The organism is Curtobacterium sp. L6-1 (genome assembly GCF_018885305.1).
In the GTDB taxonomy this organism is placed as follows: Bacteria; Actinomycetota; Actinomycetes; order Actinomycetales; family Microbacteriaceae; genus Curtobacterium; species Curtobacterium aetherium.
The window spans coordinates 60,462-86,914 of sequence record NZ_CP076544.1 but is presented as its reverse complement, the minus strand read 5'-3'; the positions used below and the strand labels follow the sequence as shown (position 1 = coordinate 86,914).

At 73.3% G+C, this 26,453-nt stretch carries 29 protein-coding genes and 1 pseudogene; 14 read left to right on the top strand and 16 right to left on the bottom strand.

Features of this window, described 5'->3' with window-relative positions:
• Positions 1-95 precede the first annotated feature (95 nt).
• From KM842_RS00390 to KM842_RS00375, 4 genes are all read left to right on the top strand, one after another.
• Entirely contained in the window at positions 96-869 is a 774-nt protein-coding gene (locus tag KM842_RS00390; RefSeq protein ID WP_216259921.1) for a LamB/YcsF family protein, read from the top strand.
• Complete coding sequence (locus KM842_RS00385) at positions 866-1,519, top strand: 5-oxoprolinase subunit B family protein (RefSeq protein WP_216259920.1); 654 nt, start codon at positions 866-868, stop codon at positions 1,517-1,519. Before KM842_RS00390 ends, KM842_RS00385 begins: the two co-directional genes overlap by 4 nt.
• Positions 1,516-2,400, top strand: coding sequence for a 5-oxoprolinase subunit C family protein (locus tag KM842_RS00380; RefSeq protein WP_216259918.1), 885 nt, complete (start codon positions 1,516-1,518; stop codon positions 2,398-2,400). Before KM842_RS00385 ends, KM842_RS00380 begins: the two co-directional genes overlap by 4 nt.
• 95 nt (positions 2,401-2,495) lie before the next feature.
• Positions 2,496-2,801: a putative quinol monooxygenase gene (locus KM842_RS00375; protein WP_216259916.1), complete on the top strand. Its 306-nt coding sequence runs from the start codon at positions 2,496-2,498 to the stop codon at positions 2,799-2,801.
• 38 nt (positions 2,802-2,839) lie between these two features.
• Here the strand turns inward: KM842_RS00375 and KM842_RS00370 are convergent, their stop codons facing one another.
• Genes KM842_RS00370 through KM842_RS00360 form a run of 3 tightly spaced genes read right to left on the bottom strand, consistent with a single transcriptional unit; the run spans position 2,840 to position 5,677 of the window.
• On the bottom strand, positions 2,840-3,925 hold the full coding sequence (locus KM842_RS00370) for a DUF2891 family protein (protein WP_253206171.1): 1,086 nt from the start codon (positions 3,923-3,925) through the stop codon (positions 2,840-2,842).
• Positions 3,912-4,982 carry a DUF979 domain-containing protein gene (locus KM842_RS00365; RefSeq protein WP_216259915.1) on the bottom strand — a complete coding sequence of 357 codons (1,071 nt, stop codon included), beginning with the start codon at positions 4,980-4,982 and terminating at the stop codon, positions 3,912-3,914. The genes KM842_RS00370 and KM842_RS00365 overlap by 14 nt, the downstream gene beginning before the upstream one ends.
• Positions 4,979-5,677 carry a DUF969 domain-containing protein gene (locus KM842_RS00360; RefSeq protein ID WP_216259913.1) on the bottom strand — a complete coding sequence of 233 codons (699 nt, stop codon included), beginning with the start codon at positions 5,675-5,677 and terminating at the stop codon, positions 4,979-4,981. The genes KM842_RS00365 and KM842_RS00360 overlap by 4 nt, the downstream gene beginning before the upstream one ends.
• Before the next feature lie 96 nt (positions 5,678-5,773).
• Here KM842_RS00360 and KM842_RS00355 point away from each other — a divergent pair, with 96 nt between their 5' ends.
• Entirely contained in the window at positions 5,774-6,412 is a 639-nt protein-coding gene (locus tag KM842_RS00355) for a GntR family transcriptional regulator (RefSeq protein WP_216259911.1), read from the top strand.
• Between the two features lie 115 nt (positions 6,413-6,527).
• Here the strand turns inward: KM842_RS00355 and KM842_RS00350 are convergent, their stop codons facing one another.
• Positions 6,528-6,887, bottom strand: a complete 360-nt coding sequence (locus KM842_RS00350; protein ID WP_216259909.1) for a hypothetical protein — start codon at positions 6,885-6,887, stop codon at positions 6,528-6,530.
• A gap of 174 nt (positions 6,888-7,061) precedes the next feature.
• On the opposite strand from KM842_RS00350, the gene KM842_RS00345 reads away from it, so the two are divergent.
• The gene (locus KM842_RS00345; protein ID WP_216259907.1) at positions 7,062-7,403 is read left to right on the top strand and encodes a hypothetical protein; all 342 of its coding nucleotides are present in this window, start codon (positions 7,062-7,064) and stop codon (positions 7,401-7,403) included.
• A gap of 106 nt (positions 7,404-7,509) precedes the next feature.
• Here the strand turns inward: KM842_RS00345 and KM842_RS00340 are convergent, their stop codons facing one another.
• Complete coding sequence (locus KM842_RS00340; RefSeq protein ID WP_216259904.1) at positions 7,510-8,052, bottom strand: hypothetical protein; 543 nt, start codon at positions 8,050-8,052, stop codon at positions 7,510-7,512.
• 202 nt (positions 8,053-8,254) lie between these two features.
• Positions 8,255-8,968, bottom strand: a complete 714-nt coding sequence (locus KM842_RS00335) for a hypothetical protein (RefSeq protein WP_216259902.1) — start codon at positions 8,966-8,968, stop codon at positions 8,255-8,257.
• 201 nt (positions 8,969-9,169) lie between these two features.
• Here KM842_RS00335 and KM842_RS00330 point away from each other — a divergent pair, with 201 nt between their 5' ends.
• The 3 genes from KM842_RS00330 to KM842_RS00320 all read left to right on the top strand — a co-directional run bounded on the left by KM842_RS00330 (position 9,170) and on the right by KM842_RS00320 (position 11,603).
• Positions 9,170-9,667 carry a hypothetical protein gene (locus KM842_RS00330; RefSeq protein ID WP_216259900.1) on the top strand — a complete coding sequence of 166 codons (498 nt, stop codon included), beginning with the start codon at positions 9,170-9,172 and terminating at the stop codon, positions 9,665-9,667.
• The gene (locus KM842_RS00325) at positions 9,664-10,362 is read left to right on the top strand and encodes a response regulator transcription factor (RefSeq protein WP_216259898.1); all 699 of its coding nucleotides are present in this window, start codon (positions 9,664-9,666) and stop codon (positions 10,360-10,362) included. The genes KM842_RS00330 and KM842_RS00325 overlap by 4 nt, the downstream gene beginning before the upstream one ends.
• A gap of 92 nt (positions 10,363-10,454) precedes the next feature.
• Positions 10,455-11,603, top strand: a complete 1,149-nt coding sequence (locus tag KM842_RS00320) for a sensor histidine kinase (RefSeq protein WP_216259897.1) — start codon at positions 10,455-10,457, stop codon at positions 11,601-11,603.
• Positions 11,604-11,629: 26 nt separating this feature from the next.
• Here KM842_RS00320 and KM842_RS00315 read toward each other — a convergent pair whose 3' ends face one another.
• From KM842_RS00315 to KM842_RS00305, 3 genes are all read right to left on the bottom strand, one after another.
• Positions 11,630-11,770, bottom strand: coding sequence for a hypothetical protein (locus tag KM842_RS00315; protein ID WP_216259896.1), 141 nt, complete (start codon positions 11,768-11,770; stop codon positions 11,630-11,632).
• 382 nt (positions 11,771-12,152) lie between these two features.
• Positions 12,153-14,171, bottom strand: a complete 2,019-nt coding sequence (locus tag KM842_RS00310; protein ID WP_216259894.1) for a serine hydrolase domain-containing protein — start codon at positions 14,169-14,171, stop codon at positions 12,153-12,155.
• 78 nt (positions 14,172-14,249) lie between these two features.
• Entirely contained in the window at positions 14,250-14,801 is a 552-nt protein-coding gene (locus tag KM842_RS00305; protein ID WP_216259893.1) for a putative immunity protein, read from the bottom strand.
• A 290-nt stretch (positions 14,802-15,091) separates the two neighbouring features.
• Here KM842_RS00305 and KM842_RS00300 point away from each other — a divergent pair, with 290 nt between their 5' ends.
• Positions 15,092-16,060: a phosphotransferase gene (locus KM842_RS00300; RefSeq protein WP_216259892.1), complete on the top strand. Its 969-nt coding sequence runs from the start codon at positions 15,092-15,094 to the stop codon at positions 16,058-16,060.
• Positions 16,061-16,328: 268 nt separating this feature from the next.
• On the opposite strand, the gene KM842_RS00295 is transcribed toward KM842_RS00300, so the two are convergent.
• Together KM842_RS00295 and KM842_RS00290 are read right to left on the bottom strand one after the other, a co-directional pair.
• Entirely contained in the window at positions 16,329-17,900 is a 1,572-nt protein-coding gene (locus KM842_RS00295) for an MFS transporter (RefSeq protein ID WP_216259891.1), read from the bottom strand.
• Positions 17,901-18,101: 201 nt separating this feature from the next.
• Positions 18,102-18,662, bottom strand: coding sequence for an MOSC domain-containing protein (locus KM842_RS00290; protein WP_216259890.1), 561 nt, complete (start codon positions 18,660-18,662; stop codon positions 18,102-18,104).
• Positions 18,663-18,842: 180 nt separating this feature from the next.
• Between KM842_RS00290 and KM842_RS00285 the strand changes: the two genes are divergently transcribed.
• On the top strand, positions 18,843-19,457 hold the full coding sequence (locus KM842_RS00285) for an NUDIX hydrolase (protein ID WP_216259889.1): 615 nt from the start codon (positions 18,843-18,845) through the stop codon (positions 19,455-19,457).
• A gap of 46 nt (positions 19,458-19,503) precedes the next feature.
• Here the strand turns inward: KM842_RS00285 and KM842_RS00280 are convergent.
• The 5 genes and pseudogenes from KM842_RS00280 to KM842_RS00260 all read right to left on the bottom strand — a co-directional run.
• Positions 19,504-19,650: pseudogene (locus KM842_RS00280) on the bottom strand (SLC13 family permease); the annotation flags it as partial.
• A gap of 144 nt (positions 19,651-19,794) precedes the next feature.
• Entirely contained in the window at positions 19,795-19,980 is a 186-nt protein-coding gene (locus KM842_RS00275; RefSeq protein WP_216259888.1) for a hypothetical protein, read from the bottom strand.
• A 34-nt stretch (positions 19,981-20,014) separates the two neighbouring features.
• Entirely contained in the window at positions 20,015-20,455 is a 441-nt protein-coding gene (locus KM842_RS00270) for a cytidine deaminase family protein (protein ID WP_216259886.1), read from the bottom strand.
• A gap of 81 nt (positions 20,456-20,536) precedes the next feature.
• Complete coding sequence (locus tag KM842_RS00265; RefSeq protein WP_216259885.1) at positions 20,537-21,292, bottom strand: hypothetical protein; 756 nt, start codon at positions 21,290-21,292, stop codon at positions 20,537-20,539.
• Positions 21,282-21,821, bottom strand: a complete 540-nt coding sequence (locus KM842_RS00260) for an RNA polymerase sigma factor (RefSeq protein WP_216259882.1) — start codon at positions 21,819-21,821, stop codon at positions 21,282-21,284. The genes KM842_RS00265 and KM842_RS00260 overlap by 11 nt, the downstream gene beginning before the upstream one ends.
• 265 nt (positions 21,822-22,086) lie before the next feature.
• Here KM842_RS00260 and KM842_RS00255 point away from each other — a divergent pair, with 265 nt between their 5' ends.
• The 3 genes from KM842_RS00255 (at position 22,087) to KM842_RS00245 (ending at position 26,300) form a co-directional block, all read left to right on the top strand.
• Positions 22,087-23,574, top strand: coding sequence for an LCP family protein (locus KM842_RS00255; RefSeq protein WP_216259880.1), 1,488 nt, complete (start codon positions 22,087-22,089; stop codon positions 23,572-23,574).
• A 109-nt stretch (positions 23,575-23,683) separates the two neighbouring features.
• Entirely contained in the window at positions 23,684-25,057 is a 1,374-nt protein-coding gene (locus KM842_RS00250) for a glycosyltransferase (RefSeq protein WP_216259879.1), read from the top strand.
• A gap of 139 nt (positions 25,058-25,196) precedes the next feature.
• Positions 25,197-26,300 carry an SDR family oxidoreductase gene (locus KM842_RS00245; RefSeq protein WP_216259877.1) on the top strand — a complete coding sequence of 368 codons (1,104 nt, stop codon included), beginning with the start codon at positions 25,197-25,199 and terminating at the stop codon, positions 26,298-26,300.
• Positions 26,301-26,453 lie beyond the last annotated feature (153 nt).

Below are 26,453 nucleotides of genomic sequence, written 5' to 3'. Positions count from 1 at the left end.
TACGGCCAGGTCACGGGCCGACCGCGCGCGGGCCGGACGGTGACAGGGACGGCGGCGACCGCTAGGTTGTTGAACAATCCAGACAGGGGGTCCGCGTGCCATCGATCGACCTGAACAGCGACCTCGGCGAGGGCTTCGGTGCCTGGACCGCGGGTGACGACCGGGCGGTGCTCGACGTCGTCTCGAGCGCGAACATCGCCTGCGGCGCCCACGCCGGCGACCCCGTCATCATGCTCGACACCTGCCGTGCCGCCGCGGACCGCGGGGTGGCCGTCGGGGCGCACGTCGCGTACCGCGACCTCGCCGGGTTCGGCCGCCGTCCGGTGTCCGTGACCCCGGACGAGCTGTACGCCGACGTCGTGCACCAGCTCGGCGCGTTGACGGCAGCCGCACGGGTGGCCGGCACCGCCGTCACGTTCGTCAAGCCGCACGGGGCCCTCTACAACACGGCCTGCGCCGACCCCGTGCAGGCAGAGGCCGTGGTCCGAGCGGTCGCCGACGTCGATCCGACGCTCGCGATCCTCGCACTGCCCGGGTCGGAGCTGCTGCTCGCCGCCGCGCAAAACGGCCTCCGCGCGGTCTCCGAGGCATTCGCCGACCGGGCGTACGAACCCGACGGCTCCCTCGTCCCCCGCGGTCGACCGGGCGCCGTGCTGCACGACCCCGAGCAGGTCGCGGCCCGTGTGCTCCGGATGGTGACCGACGGCGTGGCCACGGCCGTCGACGGCTCCGAGGTGCGGGTCGCCGCCGAGTCCGTCTGCGTGCACGGGGACTCCCCCGACGCGGTCGCGACGGCGCAGGCGATCCGCGCGCTGCTGACCGCACACGGCGTCGGGATCGCGTCCTTCGCGGGGGCCACTGCGTCATGACGCTCGACCTCCGCCCGGCCGGCACGTCGGCGGTGCTCGCCTCGTTCGACAGCCTGGCCGAGGTCGTGGCGTTCCGCGACGGGCTGCGCGGGGCGACCGTGCCCGGCGTGACCGAGGTCGTGTCCGGCGCCCGGACGCTCCTCGTCCGGTTCGACCGCACCCGGACGGACGCCGGACGGCTGCGCGCCGAGCTGTCCGCCGTCGCGCCGGTCACGGTCGGCCCCGGCGGCACCCCGGACACCACCCTCGCCGGTGCGACGACGCCGGTGGTCGTACCCGTGGTCTACGACGGCGCGGACCTCGACACCGTCGCCGAGATGACCGGCAGGACCCGTGCCGAGCTCGTCGCGTGGCACACCGGCCAGACCTGGACGAGCGCCTTCTGCGGCTTCGCCCCGGGCTTCAGCTACCTGACCGGCACCGCCGCACCGCTCGACCTGCCTCGCCGCGACACCTCGCGCACCGCGGTGCCGAGCGGGGCCGTCGCCCTCGCCGGCGAGTTCAGCGCCGTCTACCCGCGCACCTCGCCCGGCGGGTGGCAGCTCATCGGACGCACCGACGTCCCCGTGTGGTCCCTCGACCGGACGCCACCGGCACTCGCCCCCGCCGGCACGCGGGTGCGCTTCGTCGACGCCGAGGCCCCGACGTGAGCACCCTCACCGTCCTGCACGTCGGCTTCGGCGCCACGACCCAGGACCTCGGCCGCCCGGGCACGAGCGACATGGGGCTCGGTGCCGCGGGTCCGGCCGACCGCGGCTCCGCGGCGCTCGCCAACCGAATGGTCGGCAACCGACCCGACGCGGCCGTCCTGGAGGCGCTGCTCGGCTCCGTCACGCTCCGCGCCGACGCGCACGTGGTCGCCGCCGTCACCGGGGCACCGTGCCCGGTGTCGATCGAACGGGCGGACGGCCGGGTGCACGGCGCCGCCGCGTACGAGGTGCTCGCGCTGGCACCCGGCGACACCGTCCGGGTCGGGCTGCCGACGGACCGCCTGCGGGCGTACGTCGCCGTCCGCGGGGGCGTCGCGGTCGGGCGCGTGCTCGGCAGTCGCTCGTGGGACACCCTGGCCCGGCTCGGCCCCGCTCCCCTGATCGTCGGAGACGTCCTGCCCGTCGGCGACGACGCCGACGGCTGGCCGGTCGTCGACGCCGTCGCACCGCCGATGTCCACCCGGGCGGGCTCGCCGGTCGTGCTCGACGTGGTGCCGGGGCCGCGCGACGACTGGTTCACCCCGGACTGGCAGAGCGTCCTCACCGGGCAGGAGTACACGGTGAGCGCCGACAGCGACCGGGTCGGGGTGCGGACCACGGCCGCGGAACCCCTCGTCCGAGCCGTGACGCGGGAACTGCCGAGCGAGGGCGTCGAGACCGGTTCCCTCCAGGTCCCGCCGGCCGGACGCCCCGTGCTCTTCCTGGCCGACCACCCGGTCACCGGCGGCTACCCGGTCGTGGCGGTCCTCACGCCGGAGTCCGTCGACCGTGCGGCCCAGCTCCGCCCGGGGGACGCCCTGCGCTTCCGCGTCGTCCGCTGACCCGCATCCGACCGGTGCGGAACAACCCGGCCGTCCGCGTGGTTGGCGCGAGGGCGTCGTCACTCGACGCACCGGACGACGAAAGGTGCACACCCATGACGCAGACCGTCTTCCTCGAGGTCCAGCTCCGCAGCGACGTCTCCGACGAGACCGTCGCGAGCGCCGTCCGCGAGACGCTCGCGCAGACCGCCGCACGGCCGGGCAACGAGTCGCTCGAGGTCCTGGTCGACGACGCCGACCCGACTCGCATGGTCGTCCTCGAACGCTGGGCCACCGCCGAGGACCACGACGCCTACGTCGCGTGGCGCGCTACCCCGGAGGGCGCGGCGGAGGCGCTCGGCGCGGTGCTCGCGGCGCCCCCGGTGACGCGCACGTTCGGCCGCACCATCCCGCTCGCGTAGTCCGGGCGCCGGGCCCGGCGCCCGGGGCACACGGCGGGTCAGCGGGCCGCGTGCTCCCGGGCCTCCATCGCGTCCCAGGCGAAGCTCGCGAGCCAGTGCGTCGAGTAGTACTCCTCGCCGACGCTGGCCGCGAGCCCCGACCCGAGCAGCCGATCCGCCGCACCGTCGAGCAGCCCCGCCACGTCGACTCCCGCGCCACCGACTCCCGCGCCACCGACGCCCTCGCCGTCGGCGGCCCGCAGGGCGTCGGCGATCCGGCGGGCGGCCCCGGCCCGCGACAGGTCGAGGCCGAACAGGTGCACCTGCTGCGGGTCGTTCTCGTCGCGGACGATCGTCGGCGTGAGGACCGCGTCCCCCGCTGACAATTGCGCGAAGAAGGCCCGTGCCCACGGCGCGAACTCCGTCGCCGGCAGCACCGCCCGCACGAGGTCCGCCTCGGCGAGCCCGGCGGACAGGAAGTCGTGCCCGCTGCGCTCCCACGCGAAGGGCCACCCGGCGTCGTCGCCGAACCACTCCCGCGTCGTGCGTTCGACCGTCGCCGCGAGGTCGTCGCGGCCGAGCGTGCGCGCACCCTCGAGCACGAGCAGCAGCCCGAACGCCGAGTTCGCGTGCACACCGTGCCGGACCGGGTGCGCGGCGCCCTCGACCCAGCGGGTCACGAGCTCCTCGAGCACCTCGACGACGGGGGCGAAGCCCGGCGCGAGCGCGCGGATGGCGGGGGCCTCGGACGCCGACACCTCGGCGGCCAGCCGCATCAGCCACGCCCAGCCGTACGGGCGCTCGTAGTGCGGGGTCGCGCGGAGGTACGCCGCCTCGGTCGCCAGGTGCTCCGCGGACAGGTGGGCCTGCAGGACCGAGGTGATCCGGGCCTCCAGGTCGGTGGGGACGCCGAAGGCGACCAGCCGTGCCGCCAGCCAGTGCATGTGCACCGACGAGTGCCAGTCGTACGACGTCGCGAAGGCGGGGTGCAGTTCGACGGGCAGTGCCCGGTCGTCGGGTCCCGACGTCGTGTGGTGCGAGGCGTACGGGTACTCGCGGGTGACGTTGTCGAGGGCGACAGCGGAGAAGCCCGCCGCCCAGGCAGACCGGTCGAGGTCGATCGGGGCGGCATCAGAACGCGACAAGGTACATCACTCCCATGTTGACGACGAGCAGGATCCCGGCGGTCGGGAGCTGCGCCTTGATCGGCCCGTACTTGTCCCGCATCTCGAGCAGGGCAGCGGGCACGAGGTTGAAGTTCGCGGCCATCGGGGTGACCAGGGTGCCGCAGAAGCCGGCGAGCATGCCGATGGCGAAGATCGCCGCCGGGTTGCCGTCGAAGCCCTGCACGAGCACCGGCCAGCCGATCGCCGCCGTCATGATCGGGAAGGCCGCGAAGGCGTTGCCCATGATCACGGTGAACAGCGCCATGCCGAGGCAGTAGACGACGACCGCGGCGAACAGGGATCCGTCCGGCAGCACGGCCTCGATGATCGTGCCGACCGCGGTGCCGACGCCAGCCTGGGTGAACACGATGCCGAGCGTCGAGAGCATCTGCGGCAGGAGCGCCGCCCAGCCGATCGCCTGCAGCAGACGCGCGCCTTCTCGGACGGGAGTGTCGATCCGCGGCGGCCGGAGCACGAGGACGGCGACGACGACCGCGAGCACCGAGCCGATGCCGAGTCCGGTCAGGGTCGCGCTCCCCTCGGCGAGCAGGGGCTTCCCGCCGACGTGGACGAGCGGTCCCAGGGTGGCGACCAGTACGGCCACGACCGGGATGACGAGCGCCGGGACGAAGAGCTTGTTGCCGTACCGCTGCGCGAAGGTGGCGCGCTCGTCCGGGCTCGTCGTCGCGAGGACGCTCGTGCTCGAGCTCGGGCGGGTGGTCACGGCGGTGGGTTCCGCCGGGCCGGTCGCGGAACCGACCCCGGCACCGGGCACACTCGCGACACGGGTGCGGCTCGTCGTGCCGGTGAAGCCGAGGCCGGCGAGCGCCACCATCACCAGGACGGCGATCCCGAGCGCCCAGGCGGGGATCGCGCCGGACACCACGAAGGTGCCGGCGAAGAACGAGAGCCCGAGGATGCCCCAGAACGCGGCGTTCCCGAGGCGCTTGGCGTGCGTGCGGTCCGTGACGATGAACACGGAGACGGCGATGAAGAACGCACCGATGAGCCAGTAGAGCCATTCGCTGGTGATCATGCTGCGACCCCCTCGGTCTGGCGGACGTCGGCTGCCATCTTGTCGAGCTTCCGGTCGAGCAGCAGCAGTCGGGCGCCGTGCACGAGGAGTGCGGCGATGCCGGTGGGGATCGCCCACAACGCCAGGTCGATCGGCTCGAGGGCCAGCCCGTAGGTGGTGTCGACGAACGTCGTGATGAGCAGTATCGACCCGACGGCGACGAAGACGTCCTCGCCGAAGAAGACACCGACCGTGTCGGACGAGGCCGAGAAGCCCTTGATCTTCTCGCGCATGCGTTCGTCGATCCGGCCGTACTTCTTGGTCGCAGCGCCCTCCGCCATCGGGTGGACGAGCGGGCGGACGGTCTGTGCCGGGCCGCCGATGCTCGTGAGGCCGACGGCTGCGGTCACCTGCCGGACCGCCAGGTAGCCGGCGAGGATGCGCCCGGTCGTGAGCTTGTCGAGCTTCGCGATGAGCCGCTTCGCCTGGTCCTGGAGCCCGTAGCGCTCGATGAGGCCGATGACCGGCAGCACGAGCGCGAAGGTCGTGACGCTCCGGCTGGACGCGAACCCGTTGCCGAACGCGGTGAGGATGCCGACGGGACCGATCCCGCCGATGGCTGCCGTGACGATGCCCGCCACGGTGACCACGAGCAGCGCGTTGATGCGCAGCGCGAAGCCGATGATCACGACGGCGACGCCGATGAGGACGAACATGCGGGCCAGTCTGGCGTGCATTGTTCAACAATCTCAAGGGCCTGTTCGGATCTGTAACACGCCGGTCACACGCGCCGGCTCTGTCAGGATCGGACCATGACCCGAACCGTCAGCGGCGCTGAGTCGACCGCCGCACGGCTGCGCGCCGCCATCGCCGACGGCGGCCACGCGCCGGGGACGCAGCTGTCCGAGGAACGCCTGAGCGACGAGCTCGGCGTCTCGCGGAACACCCTGCGCGAGGCCTTCCGGCTGCTCGCACGGGACCGGCTCGTCGAGCACGTCTTCAACCGCGGGGTCTTCGTCCGGCGGTTGTCGGCGGACGACGTGGCGGACCTGTACGCGGCCCGCCGGGTCCTCGAGCAGGCCGGACTCCTCGCGTGCACGCCGGAGTCCCCCGCCCTGGCAGCTGCTGCCGGCGCGGTCGTGGACGCCCGGGCCGCGGCGGTGGCCGGCGACTGGCGTGCGGTCGGTACGGCCGACATCCGCTTCCACACCGAACTCGTGCGGGCTGTCCCGAGCGAGCGCCTGCAGGGACTCATGGACTCGCTGCTCGCCGAGATGCGGCTGGCGTTCCTCACCACGGACGACCCGGCGGCGTTCCACGCGGGTTTCGTCGACCGGAACGAGGCGATCGTCTCAGCCCTGCGCGCGGGCGACCGGCCCGCCGCATCGGCACTGCTGGCGGACTACCTCGACGACGCGGAACGCACCCTCCGGACGACCGCGACCCGCTGACGGTTCGCCGGCGGGCGCTCAGGACCAGGGCTGTGCCTGCGGGCGCGGACCAGGACTGCACCTGTGGGCGCACGCGCCCGGGGTCGCGTCGGGGCCGAGTCGGGCCCGCGTGCGCTCAGACCCCGGGTTGCCCGGCCGGCGGCGTCGGCTCGTCGTGCCCAGCGGTCAGGTCCGAGCGGGTGTCGGCGTGGATCACCGTGTCGTGCCCGAAGGTCCGCGCGGCCGCGCGAAGGCGGGCGACGAACTCGTCGTTCTCGAGCTCGAGCTCGTCCTCCTCGGCGTCCTCGACGACCACCTCGCTGGACGGGCCGATCAGGATCTTCGTCGTCGTCATCGTGCCGTCGGGGGCCACCGACGGCACCGCGACGGTGTCCGCCCGGTCACCGCCGGAGAGCGCCGCTGCGTACTCGATGACGGCGTCGGCGACGTCGTCGCTGGTCAGGATCGCGGTGTTGTCGTAGTGGATGGTCTTCATCGGTGGTGCTCCTTCCGCAACACATCCTGGTCGGGCTGTCTCAAGGCCGGTCCAGGTGGTGGCGCGGCGGCTGCGTCGAGCGCGCCGATCGGACGTCGGAAGGGCGTCCTGTCCGCTGGACGACGATGTCGACCGCGACAAGTCAGGTTCCTCGGTCCGCCCGACATCTCCCAGGTGGCAGTACCCACCACCACGAGGAGGTCCCACGCCCACGCCCACGCTCCGGACGTCCTGACGGCCACCTCCGTCGCACTGGCGGTCGCCGCCGTCCTGTCGCGCTGTTCGACCTCGGAGGCGGCACGACCGACCACCGCACCGGTCGCGACCGAGACCACCGTCGCGGCGACTCCGACGGCAGGAACGACGTCGACGCCGATGCCGATGCAGACGGCCCCCGGGAGCGGGGCGACGACCGCCACGCATCCGACCCCGGCTGCCACCGCGACGGCCACCGCTGTGAGCGACGACGGCAGCGGCGCGCACTTCGTCGCCGGCGGCCTGGCTGACTCGCACTGACGGGCACCGCGACACGCAGGACGCCCCGCCGTCGACGACGGCGGGGCGTCCTGCGGACCGGGCGGCGCGACGGGGCGTCACGACCGTGTCGGTCCGGCGTCGCGACTCAGCGGCGCTTCTTGTCGAGCACACCCGCGGCGGAACGCTGCTGCTCGCCCTGCTGCGCACCCATGACGAGCAGCACACCGGTCATCGCCGGGATCGCCCACTGGAGGATCTTCTGCTGACGCTGCGCGCCCTGCAGGGCCTCCGACGCGTCCGCACCGGGCTCGGTCGTGCCCTCGGCACCCTCGCGCGCGTGCTCCGCCATCTTCTTGCCCACGGAGGCGGACCAGAACGTGGTGACCGCGGCAGCGATCGTGAGCGTCAGCTTGACGGCCGTGTTCGTCCGGGCACCCTGCTGCACCCCGAGGCGGTCACGGTTCGCGACGATGAGGCCGACGCCGCCGATGGCGTGCACGCCGAGGGCCGCCAGCTGCACCGGCGCCCACTTCGCCCACCCGAGGGAGGACAGCGTCAGGCGCTCGACCGGGTCCTTCGCGCCGGCTGCGGCACCGTTCAGCCCGGTGGCACCCATCAGGGTCCCGCCGAACCAGGCGGCCAGTCCGAGGTCGTGCATGCTGCGGATGACGGTGTTGTTCTGGGACATGTGGTGACTTCCTGTCGTTGCACGAGCACGGCGACCAGGTCGTCCGCGCGGATGAGCGCGGGCGGCAGCGCAGGGCGCCGCCCGCAGACGGATCCGGGAGGCGCGGATCGCGCCCGCCCGTCCCCGACGTGATGGGCGGGACGCTACGCGGACGGCGACCCGCGCCGACCCAGTTCCGCGCGATGTGTCGAGCGGCTCCGGATCACCGGAACGACTGCACGACCCCCGGGGTCACCGCGTCGGGCGAGAGCTGCACCAGCCGGTACGCGGTGCCGTCGTCGTAGGCGAGCACGACGGTGTGCTGCTGCCACACGTAGGGGTAGGCGCTCGGCTTCGGGCGGTTCGCGCTGAACTCGGAGAGCACGGCGCTCCGGGCGATCGCGCCGCCGTGCACGTCGTACAGCGAGACCTCGTCGGGTGAGCTCCCCGTCGCGTCCGCGCACGTCGTGTCCACGAGGTACTGCGTGCCGCCGTCGCCGCGCAGGTCGCCCGAGGCGGTCACGATCGACCCGATGTCGTCGCCGCAGATCTGCAGCCCGGGGTGGGGCGTGGACGCGATCGCAGCCGTCAGGCCGGGGACCGTGTCCGAGCTCGGGTACTGGTCCTGACGGCCGGGCCGCGGCGGTTGCCCGGCCGGGAAGGGCACCGCGGTCGAGGGGCTCGGGGTCGGACGCTCCGTCGCCCCGCCGCCGGGCCGGTCACCCGTCCCCGTGTGCGCTCCCCCGGGCTGCGCCGAGGACCCGGTCCCGCCGGCCGGTCGCGGTGTCGCCGTGGGGCTCGCCGCCGACGGCGACCCGGACCCAGCGGGGCCCGCGACGACCGGCGACCGGTCCGGGCCGCCGATGCCGGCGCAGCCGGTGAGCGCGAGTGCCGCCGCCAGCACGACGACGATCGGGCCGATGGGCTTCATGGTCACGGTCTTCCCTCCTGGTGTGCGGACTGCCGCCCGCTCGGAACGACGCTGACGCTACGGACCCGTCGTCTCCGACCGGTGTCACCCCATCGTCGCGCCCGGCGGTCCCCACGCCCGGATCGGCGTCCGGACGTGCGAGCATCTGTGACGGAACTGACACATCCCTGCCCCGGGACGGACACCCACGAGACGGAGGCTCAGCGTATGCATCGCTCAGTACCGTGGCGTGGCCTCGGGGCCACCGCCGCCGCGGTCGTCACGACCGTCGTGGTCGTCGCCTCCGTCGCGGCCATGACCGGCCCGGTCCCCCACGACGCCCTCCCGCAGGCCGCCCACGTCGACGTCGACAGCGCCTACTACGCCGGCTGCGGCGAGCAGGCGGTGGCCGAACCGGCGGCCATCCCGATCTGGTGCCAGTCCTCCGACCAGCGGCTCGAGAACCTCGCGTGGTCGTCGTGGGGCGGCGGGCAGGCGCTGGCCACGGGCCTCCTGACCGACGACGGGTGCGACTGCGCGACCGGGACGACGCGCACCTACCCGGTCGCGGTGCGGTTCGACGCGCCGACCGCGGTCGGCGAGGTCAGCCGCTACCAGCGGCTCAGCATCACCTTCGCGGGCGACCGGCCCGACTGGGCCACCCGCCGGACGATGCACTTCACCTGGGGCGACCTCGGCTTCCTCAGCGACCAGGAGCGGGCATGACCTCCACGACGCACGCCGGGCACCCGACCGAGTCCTCGCCGCTCGTGCTGCTCGCCGAGGACGACGACGACGTCCGCGAGACGACGGAGCTCCTGCTCCTCCGGCGCGGCTGGCGCGTCACCGCGACGGTCGACGGCATCGCGGCGCTGGAGTCCGTCGACACCGAGGTGCCGGACGTCGCCGTGCTCGACGTCGCCATGCCGCGACTCAACGGCCTCGACCTGACGGCCCGGCTCACGGCACTCGGCATCCCCGTCGTCCTGCTCACCGCACGCAGCCTGCCCCTCGACGAGGTCACCGGGCTGGCGGCCGGCGCTGACGACTACGTCACGAAGCCGTTCGACGCGGACGTCCTGTCGGCCCGGCTGCACGCCGTGCTGCGTCGACGCCTCGGTCCGCCGCAGGAACTCGTGACGATCGGCGACGTCCGGGTCGACGTCCGCGCCCGACGGGTCGAACGTCGGGGCGCGCAGGTCCCGCTGACGTCCGTCGAGTTCCGCGTGCTCGAGGCGCTGCTCCGGAACCGCGGTGCCGTCCTCAGCCGGGAACAGGTCATCGCGATGGTGTGGGACAGCACCTGGCAGGACCCGCGGATCGTCGACACCAACGTGCAGCGGCTGCGGCGGAAGCTCGGGCCGACGGTCATCGAGACGGTCCGCGGGTTCGGGTACCGCGTCGACCGGGCCCCCGCGTGACGTGGACCTCGGCGGGCGGAGTCGGGCTGCCCGCCCGGACGGCCGACCGGACTCCCTGGTGGCGGTCCCTGCGCCTCCGGACCGCGGCCGCCATGACCGTGCTCGCCACCACGCTCGTCGTCGGCGCTGGTGCGGTGTTCGCGCAGACGGCGATCGACGGCGCCACCGGCCAGCTCCGCCAGCAGGCGCTCACCCAGCTCGACGAGATGATCGCGACCCAGGCGTTCGGCGGTGCCCTGCCGCCCCAGTCCACCGACGACCCGTCCGTCCTGCCCGCAGCGCTCCGGTCGGCGCTGGACGGCGGCAGCGCGGTGACGTACGACGACGGCCGGTGGATGTGGGCCGCCCGCGACCAGGCGTCGGGCGTCATCGCGACGCGCGTCGACAACACACCGCTGCGGATCCAGTGGACGAACCTGCAGCGGACCTTCCTGGTCGCCGCCGTCGTCGCCGCGGTGGTGGCGGCCGTCGGGTCGTGGGTCGCCGCCGGCCGGCTGACGGCCCGCCTGCGACGCGCTGCCCGGACGGTGGACGAGACGGTCGCCGGCCGGGTCACCGCGGAGGTCCGTGGCGAGGACGAGGTGGCGGTGCTGTCCCGCGGACTCGCCGACACCGCCGCGGCGCTCGCCCGGAGCCTCGACCACGAGCGCGCGATCAGCGCGGAGGTCGCGCACGACCTGCGAACGCCCGTGACCGCGCTGGTCGGTGCGGCCGAGCTGCTGCCGGACGGCCCCGACGCCGCCCGCGTCCGCCGGATCACGGGACGGTTGCGCGAGCTGCTCGACGACCTGCTCGACCTGTCCCGGGCGGCGCACGAGGCGAGCGAAGCCCGCGCGGTACCGGCCGACCTCGCGGACACGGTGCGGCGTCTCGTCGCGGACGAGGGCCTCGGCGACCGTCTCGACCTCCGCGCTGGGGTGACGAGCACGGTCCTCGTCGACCCGCGCCACCTGGGCCGGGCGCTGGCGAACCTGGTGACCAACGCCGAGCGGCACGGTGCGCTGCCGGTGACGGTCGAGGTGGACGGGCACACCGTCGCCGTGCAGGACGCCGGCCCGGGGTTCCCGCCCGAGGTCCTCCGCGACGGGCCACGTCGTTTCGGCGCGCTCGGGTCGCACGGCGGCTCGGGGATCGGGCTGGCGATCGTGCTGCAGCACCTGGCGGCGTCCGGGGCGGTCCTGCGCCTCGAGAACACCGAACGCGGCGCACGGGCGACGATCGAGCTCCGGCCCGTGGGCTGAGCCCGCGGTTCCGGAGCTCGGCCCTGTCAGGACAGGCAGACGGCCGCGAAGCCGACGATCCCCATGAAGGTCACGACGATGCCGACCTCGAGCCACAGCACGACGATGTCGTCCTGCTGCGGGACGTCGTCGTCGTAGCGGGTGGGGACGGATGTCGTGTTCTGCATGGGCAGGACCGTAGTGACGGGATGTCTCAGGACTGCGGCAGCGGTGGACCGCAGGAACACCCATCCCGGCGACCAACCGCGTCGATCCCCACCGTCGTACCGATCCCGGTCGTCGCCGACCTGACACATGCCGACCAGCGGCACCGGTCGGCCACCCTTCCAGCGACGGTCGCACACCTCGGCGCGGTCGTCAGACCGCGCTGGCGCGGTCGTCGAGTGAACGAGCCCGCTCGTCGAACGTGACGCCAGCGATCTCGTACGCCTCCACCGCGCACGACCCGTCCGTCGCCGCCTGCCCTCGCCAGCCGGCGGGCCTCCGCCACGGGTCCCGGTCGCGACAGCACCACCGCCGCCGGCGGGAACCGATCACCGCTGCCGCGGGTCAGTAGGAGATGTCGGGGAGCAGGAGCCCGCCGGTCACCGCGGCGTACCCGAGACCGGCGAACGCGAGCACCAGCAGCGCGTGCCCGGTGACGGCGACGACCTGCCGGAGACGCGGAGGCGCCCCACCCCCGGCAGCCCGCGCAGCGGGCGTGCGCCGCGCCCGCCAGAGGAGCACCACCGTCGCCGGCACCACCCCGGCCACGGTGACGGCCGTCAGGACCTGCGCCGATCGCACCACGAACGCAGCAGGCGGTCCGGCGTCGTCGAGCAGGGCGGACGCGACCGAGGCCCAGAGCACGCCGGCGGCCACGAGTGCCACCAGCGAGACGATGACCCCGACTCGGCCGATCGTCTCCACGCGCGACGGGAGCGATCCGACCGGCCGACGCCCGGACCACAGCCGACGTGCGACCGCGACCACGGTCCCCACCAGGGCCAGCAGCAGCACGGCCAGCGACGCGAGGAGCACGAGGGGCAGCACCTGGCGCGTCGTCGGCATCGGTTGCAGGGTGAAGGCGGGGTTCAGCCCGACGGCCTGGACGGCACCGTCGACCTGGTCGACGGCCACCCGCCGGTCACCGTCGACCTCCTGCCAGACCCACGGCTCGACCTCCACGAACTCCACCGGGGCCCCGGACGTGTCCGTGAGGGCCGAGATCGACACCGAGTCGCCGCGACCACGGGAGACGTCCACCGCCGACAGGGCGTAGAAGAGCCGGACGAAGGTCGTCTCCGCGCGCCGCGACACCTGGTAGCTGCCCACCAGGGCGTCGGCGTGCTCTGCGGCGGTCGCCGTGGCGGTCACAGCCGTCGCCGCTGCCGTGTCGGCCGGGAACCAGCGGTCGGCGAACCCCTGCACGAGGGCTTCGCGCACGGCGGTCGTGGCATCGCCTCGTGCCCCCGTGCTGTTGAGGGAGACGTAGATCCCGGCATCGTCGTCGGGCCAGATGTCCATCTGGGCGTGGAACGCCGTGAGGTCGCCACCGTGGCCGAGGACCCGGTGTCCGTTCCGGTCCTCCTCGAACAGGCCGAGCGTCATGCGCGGCCCGGTAGCGAGCCCGCCGAGGTCGTCGCGTCCGAGGGCAGGGGCGTGCATCTCGGCGAGTGTCTCCGGGGCCAGTACGTCGTCTGCGTGGCCGAGCTGGGCGAGCATGAACGCGCTCATGTCCGACGCCGTGGCCGACACGGCCCCGGCGGGTGCCGGCGAGACGATCTCGAAGGGCACCGCCGCACCTCCGGCGGCGTCCCACCCCCCGGAGACCACGGCGTCGTCGTCGGCGGTCAGGGGCTGGTCCAGCGTCGCGGACGTCATCCCGGCCGGGTCGAACACCCGCTCCTGCACGAGCTCGGCCCACGGGCGCCCGGTGACCTGCTCGGCGACGTAGGCCGCGACCCCGTTCGACCAGTTCGAGTACGCCGGGGTCGTGCCGGGCTCGAAGATCTGCTCGGGCGGGTCGACGGCCACCGCGTCCCGCAGCGACGTCGGCCCCTCCCCCGGGCCGGCGATCACGCCGGTGAGCTCGTCCTCGAAGCCCGCGGTGTGGGTTAGCAGGTGCCGCAGGGTTACCGGACGGTCGAACGACCGGGGCAGCGTGACGTCGATGCTGTCCTGCACGGGCTCGTCCAGGTCGAGGACCCCCTCCTCGACGAGCGACATGACGACGGTCGCCGTGACGACCTTCGAGACCGACCCGATGCGGAAGAGGGTCCGCTCGGGGTCGACGGGACGTCGCTCCGACCGACCGTCGCCGAGGTCGGACCAGCCCCAGCCACGTTCGGTGACGACCTCCCCGTCGCTGACCACGGCGACGGTCGCGCCGACGATGCCCTCCCGCTCCAGGGCGGCCGGGACGAGACCGTCGAGCCAGGCGTCCGCATCGGCGGTGGTGAGCTCGGAGTGCAGCCCGCCGTCAGGCGGGACGACGGAGGCGCGTGGGGCGGTCGCGCAGGAGGCCACGAGGAAGCAGGCGACCAGTGACGAGACGACGCCCCCGGCGGTCCGGAGGCGGGCAGACATCACGGGCGTCCTCCTGGGCGCGAGCGAGGGCGGACCAAGCGTCGCGCCTCCTCGACCATACCGGTCCTCGACGAAGACTCAGGTACCGGGCTCCCGAGGGACGCCGTCCAGGAGCGCCGCCTGCAGGCGGCGGATCGTCGCGCCGAGCGCACCGGAGGCGAGGAGCCCCGAACCGAGGGGGCCCGACAGATCCTCTCCGAGCAGCGGAAGACTCCGCAGTGCCGCCCGCACGGGCTGGCTCATGTGCTCCACCTGCCACCGGATCTCGGCCTCGCCACCCTGCTGCCGCGACGCCAGCTCGACCGCCTTCACGGCGTAGGCGGCCGCGCCGAGGGCGTGCGCTCCCATGTGGGCGACGCCGGACGCCTGCCCTGCCGACCATGCAGCGGCCTTCCCCGCTGCGGACGTGGCTGACTGCGCAGCCCGACCGGCGACGAAACGGCGGCGGATCTCGCCGGCCGTGTCCGATTCACCGCGCGAGAAGGCGCGCGCTCGGTTGATCCCGTCCCTCGGCCGGTCGTCCCCCGGGGCCTCTGCCTCGAACAGCGGCAGGACCCGCTCCGCGCAGTCAGCAGCCCAGGCTGCGACGAGACGACGATCGTCCTCGGAGAGCGACTGCGGAGAGGGCATGTCGACACTCTCGCAGACGGCTCCGTCGACACGGCCGATCTCTCCGCGACGGGCGACTCGGGCAGTGCGACGGTCAGCTTGACGCCCACGTGGGAGTCCGCGAAGCCGAGCCGCCGGGAGGAGGGACGTCCAGAGCAGCGACCACACGTCATCATCTCGGACGAAGGTCCGCACCCACCAGTGGACGACCGGCTCCTGCAGTGCCGAGGGATCAGCAACAGATCAGTGCGGCGGGGCAGGATCGGGTGCGGTGTCGCACTCGACGCTCGTGTCGTGACGCAGGGGGATCGATGACGGTCGAGATGTTGTGGGAGCAGGACGACCCGGACGAGGTGCTCCGGAACCGGTTCGGGTTCGCGGACGCGGCGGCAGGAGGTGACTGGGTCGTCTCGACGGTCGAGCGCCGGTGGGGCGTCCGTGTCGATCCGCCGGAACGGCTGGTGATGAGCGACAGCAACGCGCTCGCCTGGGTCCGCAGCGGCGACGAACGCCTCCTGGTGAAGTGGTCGGTCGCACCCGCCCGATCCGAACGGCTCGCGTTCGCCGCCGAGCTCACTGCTCGGCTCGCAACGCTCGGACTGCCGGTGTCCGCCCCGGTACCGACGCTCGTGGGAGCGGTGCAGGTGACGGTCGACGGCGTCTCGATGGGCCTCCAACGCGTCATCGACGGAGCGCACCTCGACGTCGCGGACGCCGAGCAGGTCCGCGCCGCGGGGGCGACGCTCGCCCAGCTGCACGACGCGCTGCGCTCGTACCCCTCGCACGGATCCCGACCCGGTGTGCTGTCCACGCCAGCTCCGCTCACCGACCAGATCGCGGGCTGGATCGCCTCTGCGCCGTCGACACTGTCGCCGGAAGCTCGCGACGTCTTCGGATCGATGGCGGATCGAGCACCGACGGCTCTGCCGTCCGTGCAGATCGTGCACGGTGACTACCGCGCCGCGAACATCTTGTGCAGAGGAACCGCCGTCGTCGGCGTCCTCGACTTCGAGGAGCTCCGACTCGACCATCGGATCGTCGAGCTCGCTCGTTCAGCGGTCATGCTCGGCACGCGCTTCCGCGACTGGGGGCCCGTTCCGCTCTCCGTCCGGCAGCAGTTCCTGGACGGCTACCAGACGGTCCACGCCCTCACCGACGAGGAACTCCGATGGTGGCCGGTCCTCGTGCTCTGGTACTCGCTGGCGCTCGTGCCGCCAGGCGAGGATCCGCACGGGTGGGGGCCCGCAGCCGTCGAGGTCCTCGAGCAGACAGCCAGGTGAGGAACCACCGTTCCGGTACCCGGTCTCCCCGAGGGCATCCACCAGACGCCGATCCGGAGCCCCGGAGCCCTGGCGACCTGACCCGACCCGACCCGAGACCCGACCCGACCCGCCCCGTGACGGACGGGAGGCGCGCAGCCAGCCGGCAGCGCGCCTCCCGTCCGTCGTACGGACGCGACCGCAGACACGGCCGGAACGTCGCGACCGCGGACACAACCAGACCGTCGCGACCGCTGACGCGGTCAGACGGTCGCGACCGCGGACGCGGTCAGACCGTCGCCTCGGTCCCGCGCACCTTGCCGACGACGACGTCGACGATGCCGGCGACCAACGCGGCCGCGACGAACCCGAGGGACACCCCGAGCCCGAGCGGCAAGCCCTTCGTGTAGTCCCCGTCGGAGCTGGCGAGCGACGAGTAGAAGACGCTGCCGACCGCGGCGATGCCGATGGCCGAACCGACCCGCGCGCCGACCTGGATGAGCCCACCGGCCGAGCCGCCCTGTTCGACCGGGACCTCGGAGAGGGTCAGGGTCTGGTTTGGCGAGATGGTCAGGCCGGAGCCGATACCGGCGACGAGCAGCGGCAGGACGAGCCACCACCCCAGGTCCGGCTCGTAGTGGTTCGCGACGACCCAGATGACGGCGCCGAGCCCGAGGAGCACCAGGATCGTCCCGATGACGATGAGCTGCCGACCGAACCGGTGCACGATCCGCCCGCCGACGGTCGAGGCGATCCCAGATCCGATCGCGAACGGCACCGAGGTCAGCCCCGCGAGCAGCGCCGAGTAGTGCAGCCCGGACTGGAGTGCGAGCGTCAGGACGAAGAACAGCGGGGTGAAGCCGGCGAAGTACACCGTCGCGAGCCCGACGCCGAGGGAGAACGACCGACGGCGGAACAGCCGGAGGTCGACCACGGGCTCCTTGGTCCGCTGGTACCGGCGCTCCCACAGCGCGAACAGGACGCCGAGCACGACGGCGACGACCACGAGCCACCACTTCGCGGTGCCCTTCCACTGCTCGGACTGCACGAACGGCAGCAGCAGGGCGACCACCGCGGCACCGAGCAGCACGATGCCGACCGGGTCGAAGTCGTGCTTCTTGCCCCGCTCCTCGCCGGTCGAGCCAGGCAGGTACCGGAAGGCCAGGAGGATCGTGACGAGTCCCACGGGCAGGTTCACGAAGAAGACGAAGCGCCAGCCGTTCTCGGTGCCGAACGCGGTGATGAGCAGACCGCCGATGAGCGGTCCGATGGCGGTCGCGATGCCGACCGTGGCGCCGAACAAGCCGAACGCGGTCCCGCGTTCCTTGCCGCGGAACAACTGCTGGATGAGGGCGGTGACCTGCGGCGTGAGCAGCCCACCGGCGAGGCCCTGCACCAGACGGGCGATGACCAGGACGATGCCGTTCGGCGCGAAGCCGCAGAGGGCGCTGGCGAGGGTGAACAGGCCGACACCGATGACGAACATGCGGCGTCGTCCGGTGGCGTCGCCGAGGCGTCCGCCGGGGACGAGCAGCAGGCCGAACGACAGGGCGTAGCCGGAGAGGATCCACTGCACCGCCTCGGCGCTCGCCCCGGGCAGCCCGGTGGAGATCGACTGGAGCGCCACGTTGACGATCGACACGTCGAGGAGCACGATGCCGCCGCCGAGCAGGCAGATGACGAGGGCCTTCCAGCGGTTCGGGTCCGGCTGGTCGCCGTTGGGGCGTGCTGCGCGGTCGGGCGTCGCGGCCAGGTCCGACACGGGAGCGTCGTCGGCGTGGGTCGCCACGTGGTGGGCGTCGTGGTGCGCGACGGAGGGCGCCGCGTCGGGCTCGGCGGGTGAGCGGTGTTCAGCTGTCATGGCCTCTTCACGGTAGGCGCGTCGTCCCGGGTCCGTCGCAGGGAGTGCGTTCGGTGATCCACATCGCCGGCGGCGTGAACGGATCCTCAGCCCCGGACCACCGATCGGCCGACCGGTGCCGCACCGCCCAGTCGACTCCGGCGCGTCCGTCGGTGCGTGTCCCGGACGTCAGGGAGCGCCCCCGGAGGCCGGGTCGGACGCTCAGACCGGGCGCAACGGTTCGAGGACACCCTCGGGCAGTTCGACCCGCACCGCGTCGCCGGAGCGGACGACTCCCCCGCTGACGACGACGCCCATCACGCCGCCCTTCCGCGACACCGATCCGTCGGAGGCCCGGCCGAGAACCTGCCGGAGGAGCCCCGGTTCGAACCCGTTGATCTGCTGGCATGGGTTCCGGAGGCCCGTCACCCGCACGCACGCATCGGCGCCCAGGTGGAGCAGCGTCCCCGTCGGGAGCCCGAGCAGGTCGACTCCGCGCGTGGTGACATTCTCGCCCAGCTGACCGGGCGCCACGTCGTGACCGGCGGCGTCGAGCTCGTCGAAGAGCTCGGCGTGGATCAGGTGCACCTGCCGCAGGTTCGGCTGCGACGGGTCGCGCGCGACGCGGGAGCGGTGCTGCACGGTGGTGCCGGCGTGCGCGTCGCCCTCGATGCCCCACCCCTCGACGAGCGTGACCTCGTCCACGACCGGTTTGCTGAAGCGGTGGTCGTGGTCTCGGCTGACCGCCACGACCCGCGATCCCTCTGTCCCTGCAGTCCCCATGGTCCGAGTCTCGTGCACCGGACCGACCGCCGGCAACGACGGCGGCCCCCGACGTGCCTAGGCTGGTCGGGTGGCCCTCCCCCGCACGTCGTCCGTCCGCTCCGCCGGCACCCGGCCGTGACCGCTCGGGACCAGCTCGCGCGCGCCGTCGCCCCGGGAGCCGCACCGCTCGTGAGCGGCATGCCGTCAGCCACTGCGCCGCGCCGGGCAGCGGTCCTCATGCTGTTCGGCCCGCTCGACGACGTGCCGAGCGGACGCCCGGCCCGGTCGGCCGCGGTCTCCCGCGACCTGGACGTGCTCCTCCTCGCCCGTGCCAGCACGCTGCGCTCCCACGCCGGCGAGGTCGCGTTCCCCGGCGGCCGCGTCGACCCGGACGACGTCGACGTGGTCGCCGCCGCACTCCGGGAGGCGCGGGAGGAGACCGGCCTGCAGGTCACCGGGGTCGACGTGCTCGGCTCCGCCGCTCCGGTCCCGCTCGCCCACTCACGGCACCTGGTCACGCCGGTACTCGGGTGGTGGCGTGCACCGTCGCCGGTCCGGGTGGTCGACGAGGCCGAGTCGGCAGCGGTCTTCCGCACCCCGGTCGCCGACCTGCTCGACCCGGCGAACCGCGGCATCACGGAGTTCCGGCGGGAGGGCCGGACGTGGCGGGGGCCGGCGTTCGTCGTCGAGGCCGACTCCGGGTCCCACGTCGTGTGGGGCTTCACCGCGACGCTGCTCGACGCCCTGTTCGACCGGGTCGGGTGGACCGAGCCGTGGGACCACGACCGGGTGGTGGCGATCCCCGGACGGTGAGGGCCCCGCCGGGCCGGATCACCCGAACGGGATCACCGGAACGGGATCACCCGAACGGGGTGACCCGCACCAGGATGCCGACCACGAGCATCGCCGCCGACACCACCGCCGCCCGCCAGAGCACCTTCCTGTGGTGGTCGCCGAGGTCCGCGTTCGCCAGGGACACGAGCAGCAGGATCGTCGGCACGAGCGGGCGGGCGGCCGCCCGGCCGGGCGGCGGGCGGCCGGAGCACCCGTACCTGCGGCGGTGACCAGCGGTGGCGCGGCCACCCCGGCGACCCCGCCAGACCTGTCCGGCGCACCTCGCTCCTCCCGGCGGAGCGCCGTCACACGGTCGTCAGCGACGACTGATCGCGCTCACCAGCATCCCCGTGCAGACGAAGAGGATGCCGCCGAGGATGAGGGCGGCCCCGAGCGACCCCGTGTCGACGACGAACACGGCCACCAGGCCGAGCAGGGCGAGGGGGCCGCCGACCAGGTAGGCGACCAGCGCGGTGTCGGGGATGCCCGTCTTCGAGTTCACGTCCGCAGGCTAGCGGTCCTCGGGACGCTGTACGTCACACCTGTTCCGATCGGTGGTCGAACGCGAACGGCAGGAGTTCCCGAGCCGGCACGCTGACCAGGCCGTCGGGCCCCGGCAGGATCACCCGCACGTCGGGATGGAGGTCGGCGAGGACCTGACGATCACGACCGCACGGGCTCTTCACCCCACGACCGTGGTTGCCCACGGCGACGATGTGCGTCAGCCCGGTCGCGCCGGCAGCCCGGGCGGCCCCGAGGGCGACGAGTTCCGCGCACGGCCCTCCGGTGAAGTGGTAGACGTTCACGCCCGTGAACACGCGTCCGTCCGACGCCCGGACGGCAGCGCCCATCGTGTGCACGCCGTCCTCGTCGGGCCCGGCGTCCGTCGCAGCGTCGATCGTGGTGCGAGCAGCCTCGATGAGTGCTCGCTCGTCGTCGGTGAGTGTGGTGGCCGAGGCGGAGGCGGTGTTCGACATGGCTCGACCCTAGGGCGGGAAGCACCCCCCAGTGGCTGCTTCCCGCCCGTCGTCTCGTCCGGGGTCTTCCTCCCCGGGGCCCTACCCCCAGACCTGCTGCTGGATCGCCGCGAGCAGACCGTTCGTGGGGAAGTTGGTCTGCCGGATGAGCACCCAGGTCGCCCCCTCGGAGTAGTAGGTGAACGTGGTGTCGACCGGGTAGACCGTGTCCGTGGTCGTCATCGTGCACAGACGACCCGGGCCACTGTCCGCGCAGCTGTACCCGCTCCGGGCGAGGAGACCCTCGTAGTCCCGAGCTTCCTCGGACGACCCCGCGCCGAGGTTGACGACGAGCCCGGAGACGTCCGCCCGCGGGTCCCGCCAGATGCAGGAGAGGTCCACCGGCGGCCCCTCCCCGCCACTGCCCGCCTCGCTGCCGGCCGGGTCCGCGAGCGGCGTTCCGCTGAACAGACGGTCGTACTCGGTCGCCGGTACGAGTACGCGGCAGTCCGTCGGCAGTGCGCCCGCCCTCGCCGTCGGCGTCGGCGTGGACGTCGGCGACGGGACGGGGTCGGGGATCTCCTGGACCGGTGCCGACGCCGGGGTGCTCGGCGCGGTGGGCTCGGAGGGCTCGGTCGTCGGTGCCGCCGCGGTGAACGGCTGCGGGATCATCCCGAGGGCGACCGCACCGCTCGTGGCGCCGAGGCCGAACAGGGCGACCACGCCGACGGCGATGCCGATCCGCCGGCCGCGACGACGCGGTGCCGGTCGCGGGTCACCAGCACGGTCGAGGACCGTCTGCTTCATCGAGACGAGCATGCGCTGCAGGTCGTCTCCGGTTGGGGGCTCAGTGTTCATCGTGCATCACCGCCTTCTTCAGTCGTGCTCGCGAGCGGGAGACCCGCTGGGTGACCGCCCCGACGCTGAGGCCGAGGATCTGCGCGGCCTCGGCGTAGGAGTGCCCCTCGAGCAGGCACAGCTCGCAGATGCGCTGGTCCGTCGGGGTCAGGGTCGCGATCTCGTCGCGGACCCAGCGCAGCCGCTCCCGGGCGTCGTCGACGTCGGGACGTCCTGGCAGGTCCTCGGGGAGCTCGTCGGCGGCCCCCTTGGCGAGCCGCCGGGACTGGTTGCGTGCATGGTTCCGGCACACCACCAGCAGCCACGGCAGCAGTGCGCTCGTCGCCAGGTCGAGCCCGCCGGCCTTCTGCCAGAGCGTCAGGAACGTGTCCTGCACGAGCTCCTCGACGTCCTGCTTGCTACCCGCCAACGCCCACGCATAGCGGGTCAGCGTCGGCGCGTACCGGTCGAACGCGTCGGCCAGCGCCGTCCGTTCACCGTTCGCGAGCCGACGGGTCAGTGCGCCGTCGGCTTCTGTCTCCACATCCACGGATGCCCCCTCTCACTCCAGAAGTGTCGGGGTCGACGCGATCCTGACGAGCGGGCCGCACATCGGCGTGTCGGCCGCCGCCGACGGCGGCACCGGCGCACCAGCGGGCGTCGCGCCGGACGGGAGGCGCGGTGCCGGCTGGCTCCGTGCCTCCCGTCCGGCACGTGTGCGGACCCGCAGGAGACGTCCGTGGTCGCACGGATGTCTCCCGACCGGTGCGGTGTGAGACTGCTCCTCCTGCCACAGAACCCGAGCGAGGTCCCCGATGCCCACCGACGACCGCGACACCGTCCCCACTCCCCGCGGCGGTCCCGTCCGACACGGCCGACAGCGCCACCGACGGCTCGTCCTGCCGAGCATCGGGGGCGCGCTCGCGATGGCCCTCGTCCTCACCGGTGGCTACGCGGCCTGGTCGTACGAACAGCTCGACTCGAGTCTCACCAAGGTGCACGTCGCACGCTCCGCCCCCGACGGTCCGGCAGGCAGGGACGCGGCGGCCGACGCCGACGGGGCCGCGCAGAACATCCTGCTCATCGGGGACGACCACCGTCCGTCCGACGCCACGCCGCAGGAACTCGCCGAACTGAGCACACAGCTCGACGACGGAGCGACCAACACCGACACCATGATCGTGCTGCACATCCCGGCCGGGGGCGGCAGCGCGACCATGATCTCCTTCCCCCGCGACTCCTGGGTGCCGATCCCCGGACACGGCACGTTCAAGCTGAACAGCGCGTTCTCGGACGGAGCAGCGGACGGAGGGGGCGACGCCGGCGGCATGAAGCTCCTCATCCAGACGATCGAGAACACCAGCGGACTGACCATCGACCACTTCGTGCGGGTGTCCCTCCTGGGCTTCTACCAGCTCGTCAAGGCGCTCGGCCCGATCGACGTCTGCCTGAACCAGGCGGCCCACGACACGAACTCGGGCGTGGACCTGCCGGCGGGCCGATCGACGCTGGACGCCTCGCAGGCGCTCTCGTTCGTGCGCCAGCGCGACGGACTCCCCCGCGGCGACCTGGACCGCGAGGTCCGACAGCAGTACTTCCTCTCGCAGGAGGCCCGGGAGGCGTTGTCGGCACGCACGCTCCTCGACCCGGTGAAGGTCGCCAACCTGCTGCACGGGGTCGGCGACGCGGTCCAGGTCGACGACACCCTGAGCATCCCGGACCTCATCGCGACCTTCAGCCACATCGACCTGTCCGCCATCCGGTCGACCACGATCCCGACGTCGGGCACCCCGACGATCGACGGGTACTCGACGGTGGCCGTCGACTCCGCCGCGATGCCCGCCTTCATCCAGGACATCGTCGGCCCGCCTGCGGCGTACACCTCGGCCACCGCCGCGGATCCCTCGTCCGTGCACGTCTCCGTGCTGAACGGCAGCGGGGCGCAGGGCGGCGCCACGGCGGCGTCGAGCGCGCTGACGGCGAAGGGGTTCGTCGTCGGGGCACCGGGCGACACGGCGACGACCAGCACGACCGTCGTCGAGTACCCCGCGGGGTCGGAAGCACAGGCGAAGGCCGTGGCGGCGGTCGTCCCCGGCGCCACCGCCGTCGTGTCGACGACGGTCAGCGGCGTGACGCTCGTCCTCGGCACGGACAGGCACACGGTCTCGACGCCGCCCGCCCCCGCCGCGGGAGCGAGCAGCGCACCGGCCGCGACGCCGTCGACCGCGGCCCACGCGGCCGCGCCCGCACCGCGGAAGCCGGTCGGGACGGCGTACGGGACGAAGGGCACCTGCATCAACTGACCGGGACCGGGGAGGCGGCACGAGCCTCCCGTCCGGACCGCAGAGCAGGCGCACCGGTCTCAGGGGGACCACGGACGCCACACGGCCGTGCGGCTCCTACCGTCGCACCATGACGACGAACGAGCCACGGTCCGAGCACGGCGGGGGCGACGCAGACTCGGTTCGGACGATGCGGATCACGCTGGTGGCGGTCGGGACGCGCGGCGACGTCCAGCCGACGGCGGTCCTGGCGTCGGCCCTCGCCGGACGCGGGCACGACGTCACGCTGGTCACACCCGACGACCTCGTGCACTTCGGCAGGTCGCTCGGGATCGCCACCGTCGGCCTCGGCTTCAGCACACGGTCGTTCCTCGATTCGCCCGAGGGACGCGCCTTCGTCTCGTCGGGCAGCGGCAGGCGCTACCTCGAGGCCGTGGTCGCCAAGAAGGAGATCGAGCGCCGCACCCTCCAGGCGGTGCTCCTGCACGCCTGCGACGGAGCCGACCTCGTGATCGCGAACAACCTGGTCCTCGACGAAGCGGCGATGGTGGCACAGGCCGTCGGGGCCGAGGTCGTCGCACTGCACTTCGCCCCGCGCCGGAGCAGTGCCGCCTACCCGTCGCTGCTCCTCACGGCGCGGCCGCTGCCACGCCTCCTCGTCCGGGCGTCGCACATCGCCGCCGGCATCCTGGAGGCGCGTGTCACCAGGGCGCACAACGCTCGGTTCCGACAGGACCTCGGTCTCCCCCACGACGACGTCCCGATCCGCTGGCGCCTCCGCGCAGGCGGGGTGACCGAGATCCAGGCCTACAGCGCCGCGCTCGTCCCCGGGCTCCGGGACTGGCCGGACCGGTGGCCGCGCACCGGCTTCCTGGCGCCGAGCCCCGAGCACCGGGAAAGGTGGGGCGACACCGGACTCGACGAGGACCTCGACGCCTGGCTCCGCGCCGGCGAGGCCCCCGTGTACTTCGGATTCGGCAGCATGCCCGTGCGGGATCCCGTGGCGCTGATCGCGAGCATCCGAGCGGTCTGCCAGCAGCTGGGGGTCCGCGGGGTCGTCGGGGCAGGGTGGTCCGGCATGGCCCAGGCCGTGGCCGACGACCGCGTCCGTCTGGTCGGACCCGTCGACCACACCGCGCTGTTGGCCCGTTGCCGAGCGGCAGTCCACCACGGTGGCGCCGGGACCACCGGGGTCTCCGTCGCTGCCGGCGTACCGACGGTGATCTGCGCCGTGGCGTTCGACCAGCCGTTCTGGGGTGAGCGCGTGCGGGAGGCGGGCGTCGGGACCTGGTTCCCGTTCGCCCACTTCTCAGTGGACCGACTGGTCGATGCGCTCCGTGCGGTCCTGACGGACACGACGGCCGCCCGGGCTCGCGCGCTCGCCGCGACCCTCGCGGACGAGGACCCGGTGGCGGCGGCCGTCGCGGTCGTCGAGCGGGTCGGGGCGGATGCCGCAGCGTCGGCTGCACGCCGTCGGGGCACCAGACACGAGACCGGCCGGTGACGCCCCTCCGTCAGGGCGTCGAGCCCGCCGACGAGGCGACGGCCGCAGCGATCCTGGGCTCCGCGCGGGGCCCACGGGGCAGGATCGGCACCGGCGCAGCGACGGCTGCCCCGCGTTCCCGACCCGACAGGACCAGCACATGACCGACGCACGCCCCGCCTCCACGACGTCGCCCGACAGCAGCGACGCGGTCCTCGTCGTCGGCGCCGGCGGTGTCGTCGGACGCAGCGTCGTCGAGCACTTCGCCCGCTCCGGCGTCCGCACCCGCGGCGCCAGCCGACGCGCTCCGCAGGGCCCCGTGTCCGGGTGGAACCACCTGCCGGTCGACCTGTCCGACGCCGACGCCGCGACCGAGGGACTCCGTCCGGCGGCGGACACCACGCGCCTGGCGTTCGCCGCGTACGTGGAGCACACAGACCTCGCGGCGCAGATCGCGCCGAACGTCGCGCTCCTCGAGAACACGCTCGACGCACTCGACCGACTCGGCGCACCGCTCCGGCACGTCACGCTGTACCAGGGGATGAAGTACTACGGCGCCCACCTCGGCCGCTTCAGGACGCCGGCGAAGGAGGACGACCCGCGCCTGATGGTCCCGAACTTCTACTACGACCAGGAGGACCTGCTCCGCGAGCGTGCAGCCGAGCGGGGCTTCGCGATGACCGTGCTCCGCCCGGAGGCCGTCATCGGGTACGCCCAGGGCACCCCGATGAACCTGCTCATGGCGCTCGGGACGTACGTGAGCATGACGAAGGAGCTCGGGCTGCCCCTCCGCTTCCCCGGCGCCCGCACCACCTACGACGGCATCTTCTACCAGATGACCGACGCCGAGCTCCTGGCCCGGGCCACCGACTGGGCGGGCACGACCCCCGCTGCGGCCGGAGAGGCGTTCAACGTCACGAACGGCGACGTCGTGCGGTGGAGCCACCTGTTCGAGCGCCTCGCCGAGCACCACGGGCTGGACCTCGCAGAACCGCAGTCGATGGAGCTCGCGCAGGTGATGCCCTCCCGCGAGGACCTCTGGCAGCGCATGGTCGAACGGCACGGACTCGTCGCCACGCCCTACTCCGACCTGGTCGACTGGCGGTTCGCGGACATGATCCTGCACTCGACGTGGGACAACGTCTCGTCGCTGATCAAGATCCGGCAGGCGGGGTTCGGGGAGTGCCACGACTCGGCGGACCGGCTCGTGGAGCTGCTCGACGACCTCGGTCGGCGGCGGATCCTCCCCGTCCCGCGCGGGTAGAGCGCCGTGCCGCTCGCTACCCGCGTCCTCATCTGGAGATTCCGATGAGACAGCCGGTCAGCCCGACAGCGGTAGGAGCGCGATCACAGGGCACCCGGATGAAGTGATGTTGCGTATGTCAGGCATCACCTGCAGGATGGTGTGCACTCCGGC